At 71.8% G+C, this 20884-nt stretch carries 17 protein-coding genes and 1 tRNA gene; 8 read left to right on the top strand and 10 right to left on the bottom strand.

What is annotated here, in order from left to right; genetic code table 11:
- A partial coding sequence (gene serS / locus B7L92_RS16775) for a serine--tRNA ligase (RefSeq protein ID WP_081238405.1) occupies positions 1 to 920 on the top strand: 920 nt, incomplete at its 5' end.
- Positions 917 to 1729, top strand: coding sequence for an HAD family hydrolase (locus tag B7L92_RS16770; RefSeq protein WP_081238404.1), 813 nt, complete (start codon positions 917 to 919; stop codon positions 1727 to 1729). The genes serS and B7L92_RS16770, both read left to right, overlap by 4 nt.
- Positions 1730 to 1764: 35 nt before the next feature.
- On the opposite strand, the gene B7L92_RS16765 is transcribed toward B7L92_RS16770, so the two are convergent.
- The 5 genes from B7L92_RS16765 to B7L92_RS16745 form a co-directional block, all read right to left on the bottom strand.
- Positions 1765 to 1854: transfer RNA gene (locus B7L92_RS16765), tRNA-Ala, on the bottom strand.
- A gap of 303 nt (positions 1855 to 2157) precedes the next feature.
- Complete coding sequence (locus B7L92_RS16760; RefSeq protein ID WP_081238403.1) at positions 2158 to 2877, bottom strand: ABC transporter permease subunit; 720 nt, start codon at positions 2875 to 2877, stop codon at positions 2158 to 2160.
- Positions 2878 to 2887: 10 nt separating this feature from the next.
- Positions 2888 to 3799 carry an ABC transporter ATP-binding protein gene (locus B7L92_RS16755; RefSeq protein WP_081238402.1) on the bottom strand — a complete coding sequence of 304 codons (912 nt, stop codon included), beginning with the start codon at positions 3797 to 3799 and terminating at the stop codon, positions 2888 to 2890.
- 52 nt (positions 3800 to 3851) lie between these two features.
- Positions 3852 to 4775 carry an ABC transporter permease gene (locus B7L92_RS16750; RefSeq protein ID WP_081238401.1) on the bottom strand — a complete coding sequence of 308 codons (924 nt, stop codon included), beginning with the start codon at positions 4773 to 4775 and terminating at the stop codon, positions 3852 to 3854.
- Positions 4765 to 5727 carry an ABC transporter ATP-binding protein gene (locus B7L92_RS16745; protein WP_255310997.1) on the bottom strand — a complete coding sequence of 321 codons (963 nt, stop codon included), beginning with the start codon at positions 5725 to 5727 and terminating at the stop codon, positions 4765 to 4767. The genes B7L92_RS16750 and B7L92_RS16745 overlap by 11 nt, the downstream gene beginning before the upstream one ends.
- A 170-nt stretch (positions 5728 to 5897) precedes the next feature.
- Here B7L92_RS16745 and B7L92_RS16740 point away from each other — a divergent pair, with 170 nt between their 5' ends.
- From B7L92_RS16740 to B7L92_RS16720, 5 genes are all read left to right on the top strand, one after another.
- Positions 5898 to 7655 carry an SDR family oxidoreductase gene (locus B7L92_RS16740; protein ID WP_081238400.1) on the top strand — a complete coding sequence of 586 codons (1758 nt, stop codon included), beginning with the start codon at positions 5898 to 5900 and terminating at the stop codon, positions 7653 to 7655.
- Positions 7656 to 7781: 126 nt separating this feature from the next.
- The gene (locus tag B7L92_RS16735; RefSeq protein ID WP_081238399.1) at positions 7782 to 8330 is read left to right on the top strand and encodes an RNA 2'-phosphotransferase; all 549 of its coding nucleotides are present in this window, start codon (positions 7782 to 7784) and stop codon (positions 8328 to 8330) included.
- Between the two features lie 6 nt (positions 8331 to 8336).
- Positions 8337 to 8795 carry a hypothetical protein gene (locus B7L92_RS16730; RefSeq protein WP_081238398.1) on the top strand — a complete coding sequence of 153 codons (459 nt, stop codon included), beginning with the start codon at positions 8337 to 8339 and terminating at the stop codon, positions 8793 to 8795.
- Between the two features lie 93 nt (positions 8796 to 8888).
- The gene (locus B7L92_RS16725) at positions 8889 to 9791 is read left to right on the top strand and encodes an LLM class flavin-dependent oxidoreductase (protein ID WP_081238397.1); all 903 of its coding nucleotides are present in this window, start codon (positions 8889 to 8891) and stop codon (positions 9789 to 9791) included.
- 128 nt (positions 9792 to 9919) lie between these two features.
- Positions 9920 to 10882, top strand: coding sequence for an HAD-IIB family hydrolase (locus tag B7L92_RS16720; RefSeq protein ID WP_174703969.1), 963 nt, complete (start codon positions 9920 to 9922; stop codon positions 10880 to 10882).
- Between the two features lie 38 nt (positions 10883 to 10920).
- Here the strand turns inward: B7L92_RS16720 and B7L92_RS16715 are convergent, their stop codons facing one another.
- From B7L92_RS16715 to hisC, 5 genes are all read right to left on the bottom strand, one after another.
- On the bottom strand, positions 10921 to 11979 hold the full coding sequence (locus B7L92_RS16715; protein WP_081238395.1) for a M23 family metallopeptidase: 1059 nt from the start codon (positions 11977 to 11979) through the stop codon (positions 10921 to 10923).
- Positions 11980 to 12133: 154 nt separating this feature from the next.
- Positions 12134 to 15625, bottom strand: a complete 3492-nt coding sequence (cydD, locus tag B7L92_RS16710) for a thiol reductant ABC exporter subunit CydD (protein WP_081238394.1) — start codon at positions 15623 to 15625, stop codon at positions 12134 to 12136.
- 12 nt (positions 15626 to 15637) lie between these two features.
- Positions 15638 to 16642: a cytochrome d ubiquinol oxidase subunit II gene (cydB, locus tag B7L92_RS16705; protein ID WP_081238393.1), complete on the bottom strand. Its 1005-nt coding sequence runs from the start codon at positions 16640 to 16642 to the stop codon at positions 15638 to 15640.
- A 20-nt stretch (positions 16643 to 16662) separates the two neighbouring features.
- A complete protein-coding gene (locus tag B7L92_RS16700) occupies positions 16663 to 18168 on the bottom strand; it encodes a cytochrome ubiquinol oxidase subunit I (RefSeq protein ID WP_081238392.1) in 1506 nt (501 codons plus the stop codon).
- A gap of 323 nt (positions 18169 to 18491) precedes the next feature.
- Entirely contained in the window at positions 18492 to 19571 is a 1080-nt protein-coding gene (gene hisC, locus B7L92_RS16695) for a histidinol-phosphate transaminase (RefSeq protein WP_081238391.1), read from the bottom strand.
- A 449-nt stretch (positions 19572 to 20020) separates the two neighbouring features.
- Here hisC and B7L92_RS16690 point away from each other — a divergent pair.
- Positions 20021 to 20884: LacI family DNA-binding transcriptional regulator (locus tag B7L92_RS16690; RefSeq protein WP_081238406.1), on the top strand; the 864-nt coding region annotated here is incomplete at its 3' end.

The following is a 20884-nucleotide window of genomic DNA, read 5'->3' as shown; positions in this document are numbered from 1 at the left end:
CGCTGGAGACGCACGGCACCGTCCGCGACTTCGGTGCCGAGGGCTTCGAGCCCAAGGACCACCTGGAGCTCGGCCAGCTCCTCGGCGCCATCGACGTCGAGCGCGGCGCCAAGGTCTCCGGCTCCCGCTTCTACTTCCTCACCGGCGTCGGCGCCCTGCTCGAGCTCGCCCTGGTGAACGCGGCGATCGCCCAGGCCACCGCGGCCGGCTTCACGCCGATGCTCACCCCGGCGCTGGTGCGTCCCCAGTCCATGGCGGGCACCGGCTTCCTCGGCCAGGCCGCCCAGGACGTCTACCACCTCGACAAGGACGACCTCTACCTGGTCGGCACGTCCGAGGTGCCACTGGCGGCGTACCACATGGACGAGATCATCGACGCCGACCGGCTGCCGCTGCGCTACGCGGGCTTCTCGCCCTGTTTCCGCCGCGAGGCCGGCTCGCACGGCAAGGACACCCGCGGCATCTTCCGGGTGCACCAGTTCGACAAGGTCGAGATGTTCTCCTACGTCACCCCCGAGGAGTCGCAGGCGGAGCACCAGCGGCTGCTGGAGTGGGAGAAGCAGTGGCTGACCTCGCTGGAGCTGCCGTTCCGCGTGATCGACGTCGCCTCGGGCGACCTGGGCTCCTCCGCCGCGCGTAAGTACGACTGCGAGGCGTGGATCCCGACCCAGGGCAAGTACCGCGAGCTGACCTCGACCTCGGACTGCACCGAGTTCCAGTCCCGCCGGCTGCAGATCCGCGTCCGCGACGGCAAGACGGTGCGCCCGCTGGCCACGCTCAACGGCACCCTGTGCGCCGTGCCGCGCACCATCGTGGCGATCCTGGAGAACCACCAGCAGGCCGACGGCTCGGTGCGCGTGCCCGAGGTGCTGCGTCCGTACCTGGGCGGCCGGGAGATCCTGGAGCCGGCCGCCAAGTGAGCAACGCTTCGTCGCCCTTCCCGTACCGGCTCGTCGCCACCGATCTCGACGGCACCCTGCTGCGTGACGACCACTCGGTCTCCCGCCGCACCCGGGACGCGCTCGTCGCGGCCACCGCGGCGGGCGCCGCGCACATCGTCGTCACCGGCCGCGCGGTGCCCTGGACCCGCCCCATACTCGACGACCTCGGCTACCGGGGTCTCGCCGTCTGCGGCCAGGGCGCCCAGGTGTACGACGCCGGCGCGCACCGCCTGCTCACCTCGGTGACGCTGGACCGGCAACTGGCCGGGGTGGCGCTGGCCAAGATCGAGGCGGAGGTCGGCCCGCTGCACCTGGCCGCGAGCCGCGACGGACTGGACGGCGAGGTGCTGGTCGGCCCCGGCTACGAGGTCGTGGGCGGGCTGCCCGCGATACCGTTCACGGACGCCTCGGACCTGTGGACGGCGCCGCTGAACAAGCTGTACATCCAGCACCCGGACCTGACCTCCGACGAGCTCGCCGAGGCGGCCACCCGCACCGCGGGCGGTTTCGTCACGGTCACCATGGCGGGCGAGGGCATCGTCGAACTGCTCCCGCTCGGGCTGTCCAAGGCGACGGGGCTGTCGCTGGCGGCGCGCCGGCTGGGCGCGAAGGCGACGGAGACGATCGCCTTCGGCGACATGCCCAACGACGTCCCGATGTTCGCCTGGGCCGCGCACGGCGTGGCCATGGCCAACGCCCACCGGGAACTGAAGGCGGTGGCCGACGAGGTGACGTCCTCGAACGAGGAGGACGGGATCGCGGTGGTGCTGGAGCGCCTGCTGGGCTGAGGCCCGGCGTTCGGCGTTCGGCGTTCGGCGTTCGGCGGAGGATGCACGGATCGAACGTGCGCGGGTTTTCCGGACCCGACCACGGCTTGAGCCAAGCCGGTGCCTTACCACTCGGCCAATCCTCCGGGTGGGCGGCCCACGCGCCGATGTGCGCGTGCTCGAAGCGGCCGCCCCGGGCAGTCCCCCGTGCGGGGCGGACTCGACGGAGCGGTAGGGATTACTCCGGAATCCGCCGTGGGCTGCCCTGACGGGAGCCGGACGTACTGCCGTGCAGGGGCATCGTCCCGCTCCTCTCCCAGCAGACGGCGCCGGGCCCTCCCGGCGCTGCGGACACCACCACTCTGCCCGCCGGGGAAGTCGGGCGCCACCGATTAAACGCGGCGGGCGGCGCCCGCCCGGCCGCCGCCCGCCACTCGCTCGAAGACCCCTCACTCCTCGCCGGCGAGCGTCAGCGTGCGCAGCTTCCGGCCGGCGTACCAGGTGGCCAGGACGGTGACCGCCACCAGCAGGACCGTCCCGGTCGTCAGGCTCACGTCCGAGGTGACCAGCTCACCGCCGGAGACCTTCTGGGCCACGGCCAGCGACCACTGCTGGACGCTCAGCGTGCGCGCGCCGGGCACCAGGGAGCCGAACAGGGCCTCCCAGACCAGCGCGTAGACCAGGCCGAGCACCACCGCGTGCCGGGAGACCGTGCCGAGCAGGAGGAAGAGCGCCGCGTACGCGATGGAGGCGACCAGCGCGGCCACCGTGTAGGCGACGGCGACCTGCCGGCCGTTGCCGTTCAGGACGAAGCCCGCGATCAGGGTCGGCACCGCCGAGAACACCATGGTCACGGCGATCGCGACGATCAGTTTGGTGTAGATGATCGTCGGCCGCTTGATCGGCTTGGACAGCAGGTACACCACCGAGCCGTCGTCGATCTCGGGACCGATCGCGCCGGTGCCCGCGATGACACCGATGATCGGCACCATGGTGGCGAGCGCCAGCCCGCCCAGCACGTCGGCCGCGGTCTGGTCGTCGGCCCCGGCGAGCCCGCGCACCGCCAGGGAGATCACGACCAGCAGCAGGGGCAGCGCGCCCAGGATGAGGGCCCGGCGACGGCCGAGCAGGGCCCGGTAGGTGAGCCGGGCGACTGTGGGGTCGTACATCTTCGGCCTCCTACGCCGCGACCAGATACGAGAAGACGGACTCGAGGGACTCGTCGGACGGCGAGACCGTGAGCAGGCGGATGCCGTGCTCCTTCGCGACCCTCGGCAGCAGGGCCGTGAAGCGGCCGAAGTCGACGGCCTGGACGCGCAGGACGCCCTCGGTGCGGTCGACCTCGATGCCGGACGTCGACGGGTCGGCGATCAGCGCGGCCGCGAGGGCGCGGTCGTCGCTGGAGCGCACCAGGTAGCGGTGCGGACGGTCCGTCATCAGCCGGCGGATCTTGCGGAAGTCACCGCTGGCCGCGTGCCGTCCGGCGACGACGACCTCGATGTGCCGGGCGAGCTGCTCGACCTCCTCGAGGATGTGCGACGAGAACAGCACGGTGCGGCCCTCGTCGCCCATGCGCCGCAGCAGGTCCATCAGCTGCATCCGCTGGCGCGGGTCCATGCCGTTGAAGGGCTCGTCCAGCAGGAGCAGGGACGGCTCGTGCACCAGCGCGGAGGCCATCTTCACGCGCTGCCGCATGCCCTTGGAGTACGTGGCGATCTTCCGGTCCTGCGCGTACTCCATCTCGACCGTCGCCAGGGCCTGCTGGGCGGCCTTGGCGCCCAGGCCGTGCAGTTCGGCGTTGGCGAGGACGAACTCGCGGCCGGTGAGGAAGTCGTACATCGCCTCCCGCTCGGGGACGATGCCGATGTGCCGGTAGATGGTCTCGTTGCGCCACACCTGCTGCCCGTCCAGGGTGACGGAGCCGGTGGAGGGGGCGAGGAAGCCGCCCATCATGTTGATGAGGGTGGACTTCCCGGCGCCGTTGGGGCCGAGGAGCCCGGTGACGCCGGGGCCGATGGTCATGGTGACGTCGTTGACGGCGACCACGTTGCCGAACCAGCGGGAGACGTGGTCGATGGAGAGAGTGCTCACGGGCGCAGCCCATTCCTTGGGAGGGTGGTGGCGGGCGACGGGTCGGGCGCGGTCACAGCCCCACCTTCTTGTAGCGCCGCATCAGGAGGCCGTAGCAGGCGGCGATCAGACCGAGGCTGAAGAGGACGTAGACCACGCCCTCGGCGTTGCTCGGGCCCACGCCGCCCGGGAAGGTGGAGCTCGCGCCCAGGAAGGCGGACTGCACCCCGTCGATGAGGGTGACCGGGGAGAACAGGCCGATCCACGCGATGGAGCCGCCGCTGCCCTGGACGTCCGCGATCGCCTGGAGCGTGGAGACCGCGCCGTAGGAGATGGTCAGGACGGCGATCACGGCGGCGATGCCGAAGCCGCGGCGCGGGGTGACCGACGCGATGACCAGGCCGATGCCGGCGAAGAGCAACGAGAGCAGTGCCACGGAGACCAGTCCCTGTGCGAATCCCTTGGTCTGGTCGGCGAAGTCCAGCTCGGCCAGCAGCGCGCCGATGTACAGCACCAGCAGGGGGGAGGCGGTGAGGATGAAGAGGGCCGAGGCCAGCGCGGCGTACTTGGCGCGCACGTAGTCGGAGGTCTCGATGGGCCGCGAGAAGTACAGCGGCACGGTCTTGAAGCGCAGGTCGCGGGAGACGGACTGGGGCGCCTGCGAGGCGACGTACAGGCTGATGACGGCCTGCATGATGATCGCGTAGCGCGTGTAGTCGACCGGCAGGTCGCCCGCCTTGGTGGCGACGGAGACGGCCACCATGATGGCGGCGGGCACGCACATCACCACGAACAGCAGCATCGGCAGCACCTTGGACTTCACCGAGCGGCCGAGGCCGTAGGAGCCGCGCAGGGACTGCGAGTACAGCGACAGGCGGGCGTAGGAGCGGCCGAGGCGGGGGCCGTCGTAGGAGCGGTAGCCGATGTTGTGGATACGGGTGTCACCCGATGCGGTGGCCGGTGTCTGCGGGGACCGCACGGACTGCTCAGCCGCCATGGCCGACCGCCTCCTTCCGCTGCTCGTCGCTGTTCCTGAAGACCTCGGAGATGTGGTGGCGGCGCTGCTCCATGCGCACCAGGCCGAGGCCGAGCTCGGTGATGACGTCCCGGACCAGGTCGTACGTCTCCTCGCCCCGCGCGGTGAGCAGCAGGACGTGTCCGGCGCCCGGCAGCCCGCTGCCGTCCTCGACGGTCACCCCGCGCGCGTGCAGCGCCTCGCGCACCGCGCGGGTGCCGTCCGGGTGCTCGTCGGTGTCGGTGACCTCGACCGCGAGGGTCGTGGTGGTCTGGGTGAAGTCCGTGGTGGAGCTGGAGCGCAGCAGCTTGCCGCCGTCGACGACGACGACGTGGTCGCAGGTGCGCTCCAGTTCGCCCAGCAGGTGCGAGGTGACCAGGACCGAGATGCCGAAGTCGGTGTGGATCCGGCGGATCAGGCCGAGCATCTCGTCGCGGCCGACCGGGTCGAGGCCGTTGGTCGGCTCGTCCAGGAAGACCAGCTGCGGGTCGTGCACCAGGGCCTGCGCGAGCTTCACGCGCTGCTTCATGCCGGTGGAGTAGCCGCCGATGGGGCGGTAGCGCTCCTCGTACAGGCCGACGTGGCGCAGGGTGTCCGCGGTGCGTTCGCGCGCGGCGGTGGGCGGCAGGCCGGACATGCGCGCCATGTGGACGACGAACTCGGTGGCCGAGACGTCCGGCGGCAGGCAGTCGTGCTCCGGCATGTAGCCGACCCGCTCGCGGATGGCGGGGCCCTTGGTGGCGACGTCGAGGCCGAGCACTTCGGCACGGCCCTCGGAGGCGGGGGACAGACCCAGCAGGATTTTGATCAGTGTGGACTTGCCGGCCCCGTTGGCTCCGACGAGACCGGTCACACCGGGCCCGACGTCCACGGAGAGCCGGTCAAGCGCGGTCACCCGGGGGAACCGCTTGCTCAGGCTTTCGGTCGCGATCACAGTCACGTCGTCGACGGTAGTGACCCCCACCACCCCGGTCGTCAGACCGGAGAGCCGTCTTGGCGTCCCCCTGGAGTCGTACGGACCCGTAGGGGGCCCCTGCCTGGGAGTGACCCGCGGACCGCGGGGCGCTATTGACGATTCCTCTAACGACTGCCACATTCGCCGGTGTGACGGGGATGACGGGCGCGCGAGAGCGCCGGGTGCACACGGGCGGGATCGAGCTGTGCGTGGCCGAGCTGGGCGACCAGGACCGGCCGACGGTCGTCCTCGTGCACGGCTACCCCGACAGCAAGGAGGTGTGGTCCGAGGTCGCGCCGCGCCTCGCCGAACACTTCCACGTCGTGGCGTACGACGTCCGGGGCCACGGCCGCTCCACGGCTCCGCGGCCGCTGCGGGGCGGGTTCACCCTGGAGAAGCTGACCGACGACTTCCTGGCCGTCGCGGACGCGGTCAGCCCGGACCGGCCGGTGCACCTGGTGGGGCACGACTGGGGCTCGGTGCAGTCCTGGGAGTTCGTCACCGTGGCCCGCACCGAGGGGCGGATCGCCTCCTTCACCTCGATGTCCGGGCCCTCCCTCGACCACCTCGGGCACTGGATCCACCGCCGCCTCGGGCGCCCCACCCCGCGCCGGATCGGCCAGTTGCTCGGCCAGGGCGCCAGGTCCTGGTACGTGTACCTGCTGCACACGCCCGTGCTGCCCGAACTCGCCTGGCGCGGTCCGCTCGGCAGGCACTGGCCGCGCATCCTGGAACGCGCCGAGAAGGTCCCCGGCGGCGACTACCCCACCCCGTCCCTGCCGTCGGACGCGGCCCACGGGGCCTGGCTCTACCGGGACAACGTGCGGCCCCGGTTGCGCAGTCCGCGCGCGGACGCCTACGCGCACGCGCCGGTGCAGCTCATCACACCGCTGGAGGACGTGTTCCTGTCGGAGCGGCTCCACGACGAACTGGAGCGGTGGGCCCCGCGGTCGATCCGGCGGACGCTGCCGGCCAAGCACTGGGTGCCGCGCACCCGCCCCGACCTGCTGGCGCACTGGATCACCGAGTTCGTGACGTCCGTGGAGGACGGACGGCCGAAGGTGGCGGCCCCGGGCCGGTACGCCGACCGCTTCGGCGGCCAGCTCGTCCTGGTCACCGGGGCGGGCAGCGGCATCGGGCGGGCGACCGCGCTCGCGTTCGCGGAGGCGGGCGCGCGCGTGCTCGCCGTCGACCGGGACGGCCGGGCCGCGGCCCGCACCGCCGAGGAGGCCCGGCGCCGCGGCGCGGCGGCGGCCTGGGCCCGCACGGCGGACGTCTCCGACGAGCAGGCCGTGGAGAGGCTCGCCGAACGGGTCACCGCCGAGCACGGTGTGGTGGACGTCCTGGTGAACAACGCCGGCATCGGCCTGGGCGGCTCCTTCTTCGACACCACGCCGAAGGAGTGGAAGGAGGTCCTCGACGTCAACCTGTGGGGGGTGATCCACGGCTGCCGGCTCTTCGGGCGGCGGATGGCCGAGCGGGGGCAGGGGGGCCACATCGTCAACGTCGCCTCGGCGGCGGCGTTCCAGCCGTCCAGGGCGCTGCCCGCCTACGGCACCTCCAAGGCGGCGGTGCTGATGCTGAGCGAGTGCCTGCGCGCGGAGCTGGCCGGGCGGGGCATCGGCGTGACCGCGGTGTGCCCCGGGTTCGTCAACACCGCCATCACCTCCACCGCCCGCTTCGCGGGCGCGGACGCCGAGGAGGAGCGGCGCCTGCGCAGGCGGGCGGCACGCCTCTACGGGCTGCGCAACTACCCCCCGGAGAAGGTCGCCGCCGCGATCCTGCGCGCGGTGGTGCGGAACGAGGCGGTGGTGCCGGTGACCCCGGAGGCGCGGACCGCGTACGCGCTGTCGCGGTGGATGCCGGGTGCGCTGCGCAGGATCGCGCGGGTGAAGCCGCCCGTGTGAGCCCGGGCGGGCCGGTTGTCCACAGGAACTCCCAACTCTCCTGTGGATAACAGCACTTGGCTGTGGATCAAACCTGGTGGGCGAAATCCGTCGCGTGATTCACGTCTCTCCCGGCAGGCTGGAGAGATGGACGAAAGACGCACCGTGAAGGTGTCGAAGTACCTTTCCCGGCATCTGCGCCACCAGCCCGGGCGGATCGGGCTCTCGCTCGACGAGGGGGGCTGGGTGGAGATCGACACGCTGATCGCCGCGGCGGCCGCCCACGGCTTCCCGTTCACCCGCGAGGAACTGGACCACGTCATCACCGTCAACGACAAGCGGCGCTTCGCCGTCGAGGGCTCCCGGATCCGCGCCAGCCAGGGCCACAGCGTCGAGGTCGACCTCGGACTGCCGCCGGCCACGCCGCCGCCGTACCTGTACCACGGCACCGTCGCCCGCGCCCTGGACGCCATCCGCACCGAGGGGCTCCGGCCCATGGACCGGCACGACGTGCACCTCTCCGCCGACCGTGAGACGGCGACCCGGGTGGGCGCCCGTCGCGGCCGTCCGGTCGTCCTGTCCGTGGACGCGGCCGCCATGCACCGTGACGGACACGTCTTCCGGGTGAGCGCCAACGGCGTGTGGCTGACCCGGGCCGTGCCCGCTCGGTATCTGCGGTTCCCCGGCGGTCGCTGAAGCCGCATGATCCATGGCATGGACCACTTGCCCACCACCGAGGCCGCCGTCACCGCCCTCCGGGTCCTCGCCGACGCGTACGAGCGCGAGATCGAGGTCACCCATGACATCGGCGCCGATCAGACCTCGCGCCGCACCGCCGCGGGCGTCGGCGTCACCACCGACCCCGACGGCTCCCTCCCCCATGAGGCCCATGTCGCGTTCGGCGGCCTGCCGCGGGTGAGCGTGCGGCTCTACCCCGAGGACGACGCGCTGATCGACGTCGAAGGGGTGGGGTGCCCCGACATCGCGCGCGACGACGTGCCCGCCTTCCTCCGTTCCGTCTTCGACGGACTGGCGTACGTCAGGGCGCGTCGTTTCCCACCCGGGTACTTCCTGGTGGTGCCGCTTCCCGGGGACCGGACGCACAAGGAGTTCATCCCCATGGTCGTTCTCACGCCGTGGTTGAGCGCACAGGTGCGATGACCGAGCACGGCGGGGATCGCCGAGGGCCGACGTGATGCTCGGGAACGCCGGTCGTTTCACGTGAAACCGGTGACGGCACATAGGCTCGGTGACATGAGTCTGCGCCTGAGCACCGTGATCCTTCCGTACCGCCGCTGGAACGAGGGCAGCCGTGCGGCCTGGGAGCGTGCCGAGGACCTCGGTTTCCACACGGCGTACACCTACGACCATCTGTCCTGGCGCAGCTTCCGGGACGGCCCGTGGTTCGGTGCCGTCCCGACCTTGACCGCCGCCGCGGCCGTCACCGAACGGATGCGGCTGGGCACCCTGGTGACCTCGCCGAACTTCCGGCACCCGGTGACCCTGGCCAAGGAGCTCATCACCCTCGACGACATCTCCGGCGGACGCCTCACCCTCGGCATCGGCGCGGGCGGCACCGGCTTCGACGCCACCGCGCTCGGCCAGGAACCGTGGACGCCGCGCGAGCGTGCCGAGCGCTTCGGGGAGTTCGTCCCGCTGCTCGACCGGCTGCTCACCGAGGACTCCGTGTCGTACGAGGGCGACTTCTACGCGGCGCACGAGGCCCGCAACATCCCCGGCTGTGTGCAGCGGCCCCGGCTGCCGTTCGCCGTGGCGGCCACCGGACCGCGCGGACTGCGGCTGGCGGCACGGTACGGGCAGGCGTGGGTGACCACGGGTGACCCCAGGCTGTACGAGAACGGCACGCCCGAGCAGTCGGTTCAGGCCATGCGCGGTCAGGCGGAGCAGCTGGCCGACGCCTGCGCCGAACTCGGCCGGGACGTGGGCGAGCTGGACAAGATCCTGCTCACCGGGTTCACCCCGGACCGGGGCCGACCGCTGGAGTCCCTGGACGCGTTCGTCGACTTCGCGGGTCGCCACGCCGAGCTGGGATTCACCGAGATCGTGATCCACTGGCCCCTCCCCGACTCGGACTTCGCGGTGGACCCTAAGGTCTTCGAGCGCATCGCGATGGAGGCGCCGGCGCAGTTGCGCTGAGCGCCGGACGGACCCGGCGCCGCCCCACGGCTCCGCTCCGCGCCCGGGCCTCGGTAAGGGCGGCCGTCACGCGGGACGAGGGCGGTAATCACTCAGATGTGCACAGTGCCGCACGACCGTGCGGGCATATGCGGAACAATGGCCGGGTGACCTCAGCGACCCGACAGCCCGAGACCCCGGCCTCCCCCACGTTCTCGACTGTTCCCCCATCCTCGGCTCCGCTCGAGCGGGGGCACCACCAGGAGCAGGGAGGCACCCCGATCCTTCCCCCACGGCTCATCGCCACCGACCTGGACGGCACCCTGCTGCGCGACGACAAGTCGGTGTCCCCCCGCACCATCGCCGCGCTGGCCGCCGCCGAGGAGGCGGGCATCGAGGTCTTCTTCGTCACCGGCCGCCCGGCCCGCTGGATGGACGTCGTCAGCGACCACGTCCACGGCCACGGGCTCGCCATCTGCGGCAACGGCGCGGCCGTCGTCGACCTGCACGGCGGCCCCGGCGCACACCGCTTCGTGAAGGTGCGGGAGCTGGCCAGGGAGAACGCCCTGGACGCCGTACGGCTGCTGCGCGAGGCCGCGCCGGGCACGGTGTACGCCGTGGAGCAGACGTACGGCTTCAACCAGGAGCCGGCGTACCCGAAGCTGCACATGGAGGTCCCGGACGTCCTCGGGCCCGCCGAGGAACTGCTGGGCCCGGACGGTCCCGCCGCCGACGAGCCGGTGCTCAAGATCCTCGCCCACCACCCCGCGCTCGACCCCGACGCCTTCCTCACCCTGGCCCGGCTCGCCATCGGCGACCGTGCCAACGTCACCCGCTCCAGCCCCAGCGCCCTGCTGGAGATCAGCGGCCCCGAGGTGTCCAAGGCCAGCACGCTCGCCCTGTGCTGCGCCGAGCGCGGCATCTCCCACGAGGAGGTCGTCGCGTTCGGGGACATGCCCAACGACATCGAGATGCTGACCTGGGCGGGGCGGTCCTACGCGATGGGCAACGCCCACCCGGACGTCGTCGCCGCCGCGTCGGGGCGCACGGTCGCCAACAACGACGACGGAGTGGCCGTGGTGATCGAACGCCTGCTGGCGGAACGCTCCTAGGACCTGCCCGAGCGCGCCGCCGGCGGACCGGGCTCCGTTCACAGGGGCACCCCGCGCTGTGCCAGCCACGACACCGGATCCACCGCCGAGCCCATCTCCGGAGTGACCCGCACCTCGAAGTGGAGGTGCGGTCCGGTGGAGTTGCCGCTGGTGCCGGACTGACCGATCCACTGCCCGGGCGCGACCCGGTCGCCCTGGTCGACGGCGACGGCGGCGAGGTGGGCGTACTGGGTGTAGTAACCGCCCGCGTGCTCCAGCACGATCTCGATGCCGAAGGCGCCTCCGCAGGACACCTTCACCACCTTGCCGGCGCCCGCGGCCCGGACCGGTGTGCCGATCGGCACCGCGAAGTCCTGCCCGGTGTGCCGGTTCGCCCACCGCGCGCCGCCGCTGCCGAAGGACGCGGACAGCACGTACGTCTCCACCGGCGCCACCCAGGAGGTGGCGAACCGCGTCTCCGGCTGGTCGAGCCGGACCGCACCGGCACAGGCACCGGCCGCGACCGAGACGTCCGCCTGGCCCTGGAGCTCCCACCGCGCCGTTTCGAGCTTCTGCTCGATGCTCTGCTTCAGGACGGCGAGTTCCGCGTTCCGCTTCTGCAGCGCCTTCCACGCCGCCGCGGCCTTCGCCTCGGCCCGGGTGAGCCGTGCCGCGGCCCGCTCGCTCTTCTCGATCGCCCTCTCGAGCGAGAGTTCCGCCTGCCACACGGCCCGCTGGCTGCGCATCAGTTCCTCCGGATCGTCCGCGAGGATCATGTGCACGGTGAGCGGCAGCCCGCCGCCGCTGCGGTACTGGGAGCTGGCGATCCGCCCCAGTTCATCGTGCAGGACGGCCGTCGCCCGCCGCTCGCGGTCGAGCCGCTCCTCCAGCCGCCGTGCCTCGGCCTTCTGCTCCTCGGCCTTCCGGCGCCCCGCCTCGTACTGCTGGGTCGCCACCGCCGCTTCCTCGTACAACCGCGCCACCTGCGCGCTGATGCCGGATGCGGAGCCGTGGCCGGGGGCGTGGGCGCCGTCGCCGTCGGCGGGTCGGGCGGCGAGCACGGCGAGCGCGCACAGCAGCACGGCGGCGAGCGACGGATGACGGCGGGTGAGGCGCATGCCTGCGATCCTGACGCCCGTCCCGGCGCACAGCCCTGTTCAAATCGTACGCATGGGGGACCGGGCACCCCGGATGGACCAGCGATACCCCCATACCGCCGAACGACTGCCCGACCGGTCCCGGTTGACGTCCCGTCACACGCGGAGCGTTCGGCTAGCGGACGCCCACCCGCAGGTCCGACTCCGCCTCCCGCTGCACCATCGACCGCAACGCGCCCTCCACGGCTGCCAGTTCGGCGTACGGGCCGCGCTGCACCACTCGCCCCCCGTCCAGCACGAGGATCTCGTCCACCGCCTCCAGACCCGCCAGCCGGTGGGTGATGAGCAGCGTCGTGCGGCCCTCGGTGGCGGCCAGCAGATCGGCGGTGAGCGCGTCCGCGGTCGGCAGGTCGAGGTGCTCCGCGGGCTCGTCCAGCACCAGCACGGGGAAGTCCGCGAGCAGTGCCCGGGCCAGCGCCAGCCGCTGCCGCTGCCCGCCGGACAGCCGCGCCCCGTGCTCGCCGACGAGCGTGTCGAGCCCGTCCGGCAGGCTGTCGGCCCACTCCAGCAGCCGGACCCGGGCGAGCACGTCGCGCAGGTCGTCCTCGGTCGCGTCCCGCTTCGCGAGCAGCAGGTTCTCCCGCACCGTGCTGTCGAAGAGGTGCGCGTCCTGGGCGCACAGCCCGACCAGCCGCCGTACGTCGTCGCCGTCCAGGGCGCAGGCGTCCACCCCGGCCAGCGTGTACGCGCCGGCGCCCGGGTCCAGGAACCGCAGCAGCACCTGCGCGAGCGTCGTCTTGCCGGACCCGGACGGGCCGACCACCGCGATCCGGCGGCCCCGCTCCAGCGTCAGGTCCAGCCCGGCGAGCGCGTCCCGGTCCTGCCCGGCGTACCGGGCGGTCAGCCCCTCGACCACCAGGGGGAACGGCGACGCGGGCGCCTTCCGGGGACGCTCCGGCTCCCGTACGGGCACCGGGGCGTCCAGCACCTCGTACACGCGCTCGGCGCTCCGGCGCACCCGCTGCCGGTACTGCACGGCGAGCGGCATCCCGAGGACCGCCTCGAACGCCGCCAGCGGGGTGAGGACGACGACGGCCAGCGCCACGCCCTCCAGCCGGCCGGCGGCCACCGCCTGGACGCCGACGAGCGCGGCGGCCGCGACGGTCAGACCGGAGATCAGTGCGGTGAGCCCGTCGCCGAGCGCGGTGGCGGTGGCGGCGCGCGAGGCGATCCGGGTGAGCGTGCCGTCGGCCCGCCGCGCCTCCGCGGTCCGCGCGGGCAGGGCGCCGGCCACGGTCAACTCCGCGGTTCCGGTGAGCAGATCGGTCACCCGGGTCGCGAGCACACCCCGGGCGGGCGCCAGCCGGCGTTCCGCGCGCCGGGCCACGGCGCCGGTGAGCAGGGGCACCCCGGCTCCCGCCGCCAGCAGCCCGGCCGCGAGCACGGCCCCGGCCTCGGGCAGCAGCCAGGCCGTGAAGCCGACGGAGAGGGCGGAGACCACGACGGCCGCACCGGCCGGGAGCAGCCACCGCAGCCAGTAGTCCTGGAGGGCGTCCACATCGGCGACCAGCCGGGAGAGCAGATCGCCCCGGCGCGTCTCGCGCAGCCCGGCGGGCGCCAGCCGCTCCAGCCGCCGGAACACCGCGACCCTGAGGTCGGCCAGCATGCGCAGGACGGCGTCGTGGGACACCAGCCGCTCGGCGTACCGGAACACCGCCCGCCCGATGCCGAAGGCCCGGGTCGCCGTCACGGCCACCATCAGATACAGCACGGGCGGCTGCTGCGAGGCCCGGGAGATGAGCCATCCGGACGTGGCCATGAGCCCGACGGCGCTGCCCAGGGCGAGCGTGCCGAACAGCAGCGCGAGCGTGAGCCTCCCCCGCCGGGCGCCGGACACGGCGCGGACGCGGTCGAGGACACCGCCCGGGGCCGGCTCCGTGCCGGGCCCGGCGGGTCCGCCCTCCGGCACGGGCTCCGCCTCGGGGACCGTCGTGGTGCCGGCCTCCCGGCGCACGGGCTCCCCGGGACCGGCGAGAGCCGGTACCGCCAGCCGCACCACCCGGTCCGCGACGGCCAGCAGCGCCGGCCGGTGCACCACCAGCAGCACCGTCCGTCCGGCCGCCAGCCGTCGCACCGCCGCCACGACCTCGGCCTCGGTCGCGCCGTCCAGCGCGGCCGTCGGCTCGTCGAGCAGCAGGACGGGCCGGTCCGCGAGGAAGGCCCGGGCGAGCGCCAGCCGCTGCCGCTGCCCCGCGGACAGCCCCGCCCCGTCCTCGCCGAGCAGGGTGCCGGTGCCCTCGGGCAGCGCGTCCACGAACTCCAGCGCGCCGGCGTCCCGCAGGGCGCGCCGCACGGCCTCGTCGTCCGCGTCGGGCCGGGCCAGCCGTACGTTCTCCGCGATCGTCCCGGCGTACAGGTGCGGCCGTTGCGGCACCCAGGCGACCCGGCGGTGCCACTCGGCCAGGTCGACCCCGGCGAGATCCGTTTCCCCGATCCGCACCCGTCCGGCGGCCGGCCGGACGAACCCCAGCAGCACGTTCAGCAGCGTGGACTTGCCCACCCCGCTCGGTCCGACGAGCGCGACCGTCTCCCCCGGGGCGACGGTGAAGGACACGTCCGACACGGCGTCCTCGGAGCGGCCCGGGTAGCGGACCGTCACCCCCTCGAAGGACAGGCCGCCCGTCGGAACGGCCCCGGTGCCCGACGCCGGAACGGGCGTCTCCAGCACCGAGAAGATCTCCTCGGCCGCCGCCAGCCCTTCCGCCGCCGCGTGGTACTGCGTCCCGACCTGCCGCAGCGGCAGGTACGCCTCGGGCGCCAGGATCAGGATGACCAGACCGACGACGAGGTCCGCGTCGCCGTACACCAGCCGCATGCCCATCGTCACGGCGACCAGGGCCACCGAGAGGGTGGAGAGCAGTTCCAGCGCGAAGGAGGAGATGAAGGCGATCCTCAGCGTCCGCATGGTCGCCCGCCGGTACTCCGCGGTGATCCGGCGGATCGACTCGGCCTGCGCCTTGGCCCGCCCGAACACCTTCAGCGTCGGCAGCCCGGCGACGACGTCCAGGAAGTGCCCGGACAGACGGGACAGCAGCAGCCACTGGCGGTCCATCCGGTGCTGGGTGACCCAGCCGATCAGCACCATGAAGAGCGGGATGAGCGGCAGGGTGCCGGCGATGATGGCCGCCGAGACCCAGTCCTCGGTGACGATGCGCGCCAGCACCGCCACCGGTACGACCACCGCGAGCCCCAGCTGGGGGAGGTAGCGGGAGAAGTAGTCGTCGAGGGCGTCGACCCCGCGGGTCGCCAGGGCGACGAGCGAACCGGTGCGCTGTCCGCTCAGCCACCCCGGACCCAGCGCCGCCGCCCGTTCCAGCAGCCGCCCCCGCAGCTCCGACTTCACCGCGGCGCTCGCCCGGTGGGCGGCCAGCTCGGTGAGCCAGCCGACCAGCGCACGGCCGAGCGCGACGGCGACGAGGAGCAGCAGGGGAGTGCCGAGTTCCCCGGCGGACATGCCGTCCTGGAACGCGCCCACCACGATCTCGGCGATGAGCACGGCCTGGGCGACGACCAGCCCCGCGCCGACGGCGCCCAGGCCGACGACCGCCACCAGGAAGAACCGGGTGGCACGGGCGTACCGGAGCAGTCGCGGGTCGATTGGTTTCACGTGAAACACACCTCAGTGCACGGGATCGGCGATGTGCTGGGTGCCGATCCGCTTGCGGAACACCCAGTAGGTCCAGCCCTGGTAGAGCAGCACGAGCGGCAGCGCGATCACCGTGAGCCAGGTCATGATCTTCAGGGTGTAGGGGCTGGAGGAGGCGTTGGTGACGGTGAGGCTCCAGTCCGCGTCGAGCGTGGACGGCATGACGTTCGGGAAGAGCGTCAGGAAGAGCATCGCCACGGCGGCCACGATGGTGACGCCGGACAGCGTGAACGACCAGCCCTCACGCCCCGCCTGGTTCGCGACCAGCGCGGCGACCAGCGCGGCCACGGCGACGACCAGCGCGATCAGACTCGTGCCGTCCCCCTTGTCGGCCTGCGTCCAGAGCAGGAAGGCCAGCGCCAGGACCGCCGTGACGAGACCCAGGCGCAGCGCGAGCCGCCGCGCTCGCTCCCGGATCTCACCGACCGTCTTGAGCGCCGTGAACACCGTCCCGTGGAAGGTGAACAGGGTGAGGGTGACCAGGCCGCCCAGCAGGGCGTACGGGTTGAGCAGCTCCCAGACGTTCCCCACGTACTCGAACGAGGCGTCGATCTTCACGCCCCGGACGATGTTCCCGAAGGCCACGCCCCACAGGAAGGCGGGGATCAGCGAGGTCCAGAAGATCGCCGTCTCCCAGTTGCGCTGCCAGTGCTCCTCCGGCCGCTTCACCCGGTACTCGAAGGCGACGCCGCGGATGATCAGGCAGATCAGGATGACCAGCAGGGGCAGGTAGAAGCCGGAGAAGAGGGTGGCGTACCACTCGGGGAAGGCGGCGAAGGTCGCACCGCCCGCCGTGAGCAGCCACACCTCGTTGCCGTCCCAGACGGGGCCGATGGTGTTGATCAGCACCCGCTTCTCGGCACGGTCGCGGGCGAGCAGCCGGGTGAGGACACCGACCCCGAAGTCGAAGCCCTCGAGGAAGAAGTAGCCGATCCACAGGACGGCGATCAGTACGAACCAGACGTCGTGCAGTTCCATGACGGTGCAGCTCCCTCGGCCTAGTACGAGAAGGCCATCGGCTTGTCGGCGTCACGGAGGTCGCCGCCGAGCTTCGTGGGCGGGTTGAGATCGGACTCGGTGAGCTCGGGCGGACCCGCCTTGACGTACTTGGCGAGCAGCTTGACCTCGATGACGGCCAGGACGGCGTAGAGCAGGGTGAAGACGGTCATCGAGATGATGACCTCGGCCTGGGACACGCCGGGGGAGACGGCGTGCCTGGTCTGCATCACGCCGTAGACGACCCAGGGCTGACGACCCATCTCGGTGAAGATCCAGCCCCAGGCGTTGGCGATCAGCGGGAAGCCCATCGTCCACAGGGCCAGGAGCCAGTACAGCCGGGACAGCCTCGCCCCGAGCGGCTTCCTCAGCAGCACCAGGTGCGGCACCTCGTCCTCCCCGGTGCGCAGGGCGGCCGGCAGCAGGAACTTCTTCCGCGTGAGCCACAGCCCCAGCAGTCCGAGCGAGAAGGACGCCATGCCGAAGCCGATCATCCAGCGGAAGCTCCAGTAGGCGACCGGGACGATGGGCTTGTAGTCACCGGGGCCGAACTGCTCCTGCAGGGCCTCGTTGGTGTCGTTGATGCCGGGCACGTACGACTCGAAGTCGCTGTGGGCGAGGAAGGACAGCAGGCCGGGGATCTCCAGGGCAACCTTGTTGTGGCCCTCGTCGACGTCCCCGTAGGCGAACACGGAGAAGGGCGCCGGCCCCTCGCCGTCCCACAGGGCCTCGGCGGCGGCCATCTTCATCGGCTGCTGCTCGTACATGACCTTGCCGAGGGTGTCGCCGCTGACCGCGGTGAACAGGCCTCCGACCGCCAGGGTGACCAGGCCGAGCCGGAGCGAGGTGCGCATCACCGGGATGTGCTTCTTGCGCATCAGGTGGAAGGCGGCGATGCCCACCATGAAGGCGCCACCGGTCAGGAAGGCCGCCGAGAAGCTGTGGAAGACCTGGTTGAGGGTGGTGTTCTGGGTGAGCACCAGCCAGAAGTCGGTGAGCTCGGCGCGGCCCTTCTCCTCGTTGATCCGGTAGCCGACCGGGTGCTGCATCCAGGAGTTGGCCGCGAGGATGAAGTACGCCGAGAGCAGCGTGCCGATCGAGACCATCCAGATGCAGGCCAGGTGGATCTTCTTGGGCAGCTTGTCCCAGCCGAAGATCCACAGACCGATGAAGGTGGACTCGAAGAAGAAGGCGATCAGCGCCTCGAAGGCGAGCGGGGCACCGAAGACGTCACCGACGAACCGCGAGTAGTCGGACCAGTTCATGCCGAACTGGAACTCCTGCACGATGCCGGTGACCACACCCATCGCGATGTTGATCAGGAAGAGCTTGCCCCAGAACTTCGTCGCCTTGAGGTACTTCTCCTTCCCCGTGCGCACCCAGGCGGTCTGCAGCCCGGCGGTGAGGGCGGCCAGCGAGATCGTCAGGGGAACGAAGAGGAAGTGGTAGACGGTGGTGATACCGAACTGCCACCGCGCCAGGGTTTCCGGCGCCAGAGCCAGATCCACGTCGTCGCTCCTTACTTCGCCGCGGTCAGCAGCGGCCGTTTGACCCCGTTCGTCCCCCACAACTCGGGAAAACAGGATCCGCTTGTGAACGCGTTCACATTCACAAGCAATTATGACCTACTGCTTTTCGGATCAGGAAGGGGGGTCCCCTGTGACGTCAACCCCTCTGCGGGAACTTCTACATTCCGCTGACGGGAAGGCCTCGGCGCCGGGGTGCCCGTTTCACGTGAAACGGGCATCACACAGCAAACCGGCCGACGACCGAGTCGCCGGCCGGTTGAGGACGTCAGGGCCCGACCCCGCACGGGCCGAGGCCCGTGCCGCTAGAGCTGCTTGCGGAAGCCCTCCGCCACCTTCAGGAAGATGTCGTTCGCCTCGGTCTCCCCGACCGTCACCCGCACGCCCTCACCGGCGAACGGCCGGATGACCACGCCCGCCTGCTCACACACCTGCGCGAACTCCACCGTGCGCTCCCCCAGCCGCAGCCACACGAAGTTGGCCTGGCTCTCGGGCACCGTCCAGCCCTGACCACGCAGCGCGTCCATCACACGGTTGCGCTCGCACACCAGCGAACCGACCCGGCCGATGAGCTCGTCCTCGGCCCGCAGCGACGCGATCGCCGCCTCCTGTGCGATCTGGCTCACACCGAACGGCACCGCCGTCTTGCGCAGCGCCGCGGCCACCGGCTCGTGGGCGATCGCGAAACCGACCCTCAGCCCCGCCAGGCCGTACGCCTTGGAGAAGGTCCGCAGCACGCAGACGTTGGGCCGCTCCCGGTAGATCGCGACGCCGTCCGGCACCTCGGGGTCCCGGATGAACTCGCGGTAGGCCTCGTCGAGCACCACCAGGACGTCGTCGGGCACCCGGTCGAGGAAGCGTTCCAGCTCGTCCCGCCGCACCGCCGTGCCGGTCGGGTTGTTGGGATTGCAGACGAAGACGAGCCGGGTCCGGTCGGTGATCGCCGCGGCCATCGCGTCCAGGTCGTGCACCTCGCCCGGTGTCAGCGGGACCTGTACGGACGTGGCACCGCTGATCTGGGTGATGATCGGGTACGCCTCGAACGACCGCCAGGCATAGACCACCTCGTCGCCGGGGCCCGAGGTGGCCTGCAGCAACTGCTGGGCGACACCGACCGAGCCGGTGCCGGTGGCCAGGTGGGAGGTCGGAACGGCGAAGCGTTCGGACAGTTCGGCCATCAGGGCCGTGCAGGCCATGTCCGGGTAGCGGTTGAAGGAGGAGGCCGCGGCCGTGACGGTCTCCATCACACCCGGCAGCGGCGGATAGGGGTTCTCGTTGGAGGACAGTTTGTAGGCCGCCGGGCCACCGGCCGCCGCCGGCTTGCCCGGCTTGTACGTGGGAATCCCCTCCAGCTCGGCGCGCAGCTTGGGGCTCGTCTCGCTCACCGCAGTCCTCCTCGCGAAGACCGGCGGCCCATGACCGCCGCCGACATTCAATACTGCTCACCTTATGAGGATTCGGCGCCGCTGCGTATAGGGGCGGCGAAGCCGCTCACCGAGCCTCGCCCGCCCCCCTGGCAACGTGGGCAACATGGGCAACATCACCCGAAGGTGCATGAAGGGCGCGCGGGTCGGGGGCGCGCCGCACATATATCTACGCGCCGGTGGCTTGCGCCGTAGCGCGCATCACCCTTGCAGGTGAGTTGAGACCTCTTCGCAACATCGCACCCTCGACAGGCCCGCATGCGCCGACACTTCAGGTACTGGCATGCAAACACTCAACTGGCTTGCATTCCAAGGAGATTGGCATGAGATGATCTTGCAGAAACGTACCTGTCAACGCGTGCATATGCGTCCGCCCTACCCCACCACATGAGCCCTACTATCGGCTCGCCATGACAGCAGCAGGGAAGCACCAGGTGAGCCGCGCGGAAACCTCACGCCGAGGCAACCGGCCGGGTCGAGCGGGCATCAGGGACGTGGCCGCCGCCGCCGGAGTCTCCATCACGACCGTCTCCGACGCCCTCAACGGCAAGGGTCGGCTCCCGGACGCCACCCGGCGCCACGTCCGCGAGGTCGCCGACAGACTGGGGTACCGCCCCTCGGCCGCCGCCCGCACGCTCCGCACCGGCAAGTCCGGGCTCATCGGCCTGACCGTGACGACCTACGGGGATGAACCTTTCACCTTCACGGAGTTCGCCTACTTCGCCGAGATGGCGCGCGCCGCCACCTCCGCCGCGCTCGCCCGTGGCTACGCCCTCGTCATCCTCCCCGCGACGTCCCGCCACGACATGTGGTCCAACGTCGCCCTGGACGGCACGGTCGTCATCGACCCCTCCGACCAGGACCCGGTCGTCAGTGAACTGGTCCGCCAGGGCTTACCGGTCGTCTCCGACGGCCGGCCCGCCGGCTCGCTGCCGGTCACGGCCTGGGTCGACAACGACCACGAGGCTGCGGTCCTCGGCGTCCTCGACCACCTCGCCGACGCCGGCGCCCGCCGCATCGGCCTGCTCACCGGAACGACGACCGACACCTACACCCGTCTGTCGACCACCGCGTACCTGCGCTGGTGCGAGCGGGTCGGCCAGGATCCGGTGTATGAGTCCTACCCGGCGCACGACCCGTGCGCGGGCGCCGTCGCCGCCGACCGGCTGCTCGCCCGCCCCGACCGCCCCGACGCCGTCTACGGCCTGTTCGATCCGAACGGCACCGATCTGCTCGCCGCCGCCCGCCGCTACGGCCTGCGCGTCCCGGACGAC

It is taken from the genome of Streptomyces viridosporus (assembly GCF_002078235.1).
In the GTDB taxonomy this organism is placed as follows: Bacteria; Actinomycetota; Actinomycetes; order Streptomycetales; family Streptomycetaceae; genus Streptomyces; species Streptomyces viridosporus.
The sequence above is the reverse complement of the archived record's forward strand: the minus strand, read 5'-3'. Positions and strand labels throughout refer to the sequence as shown.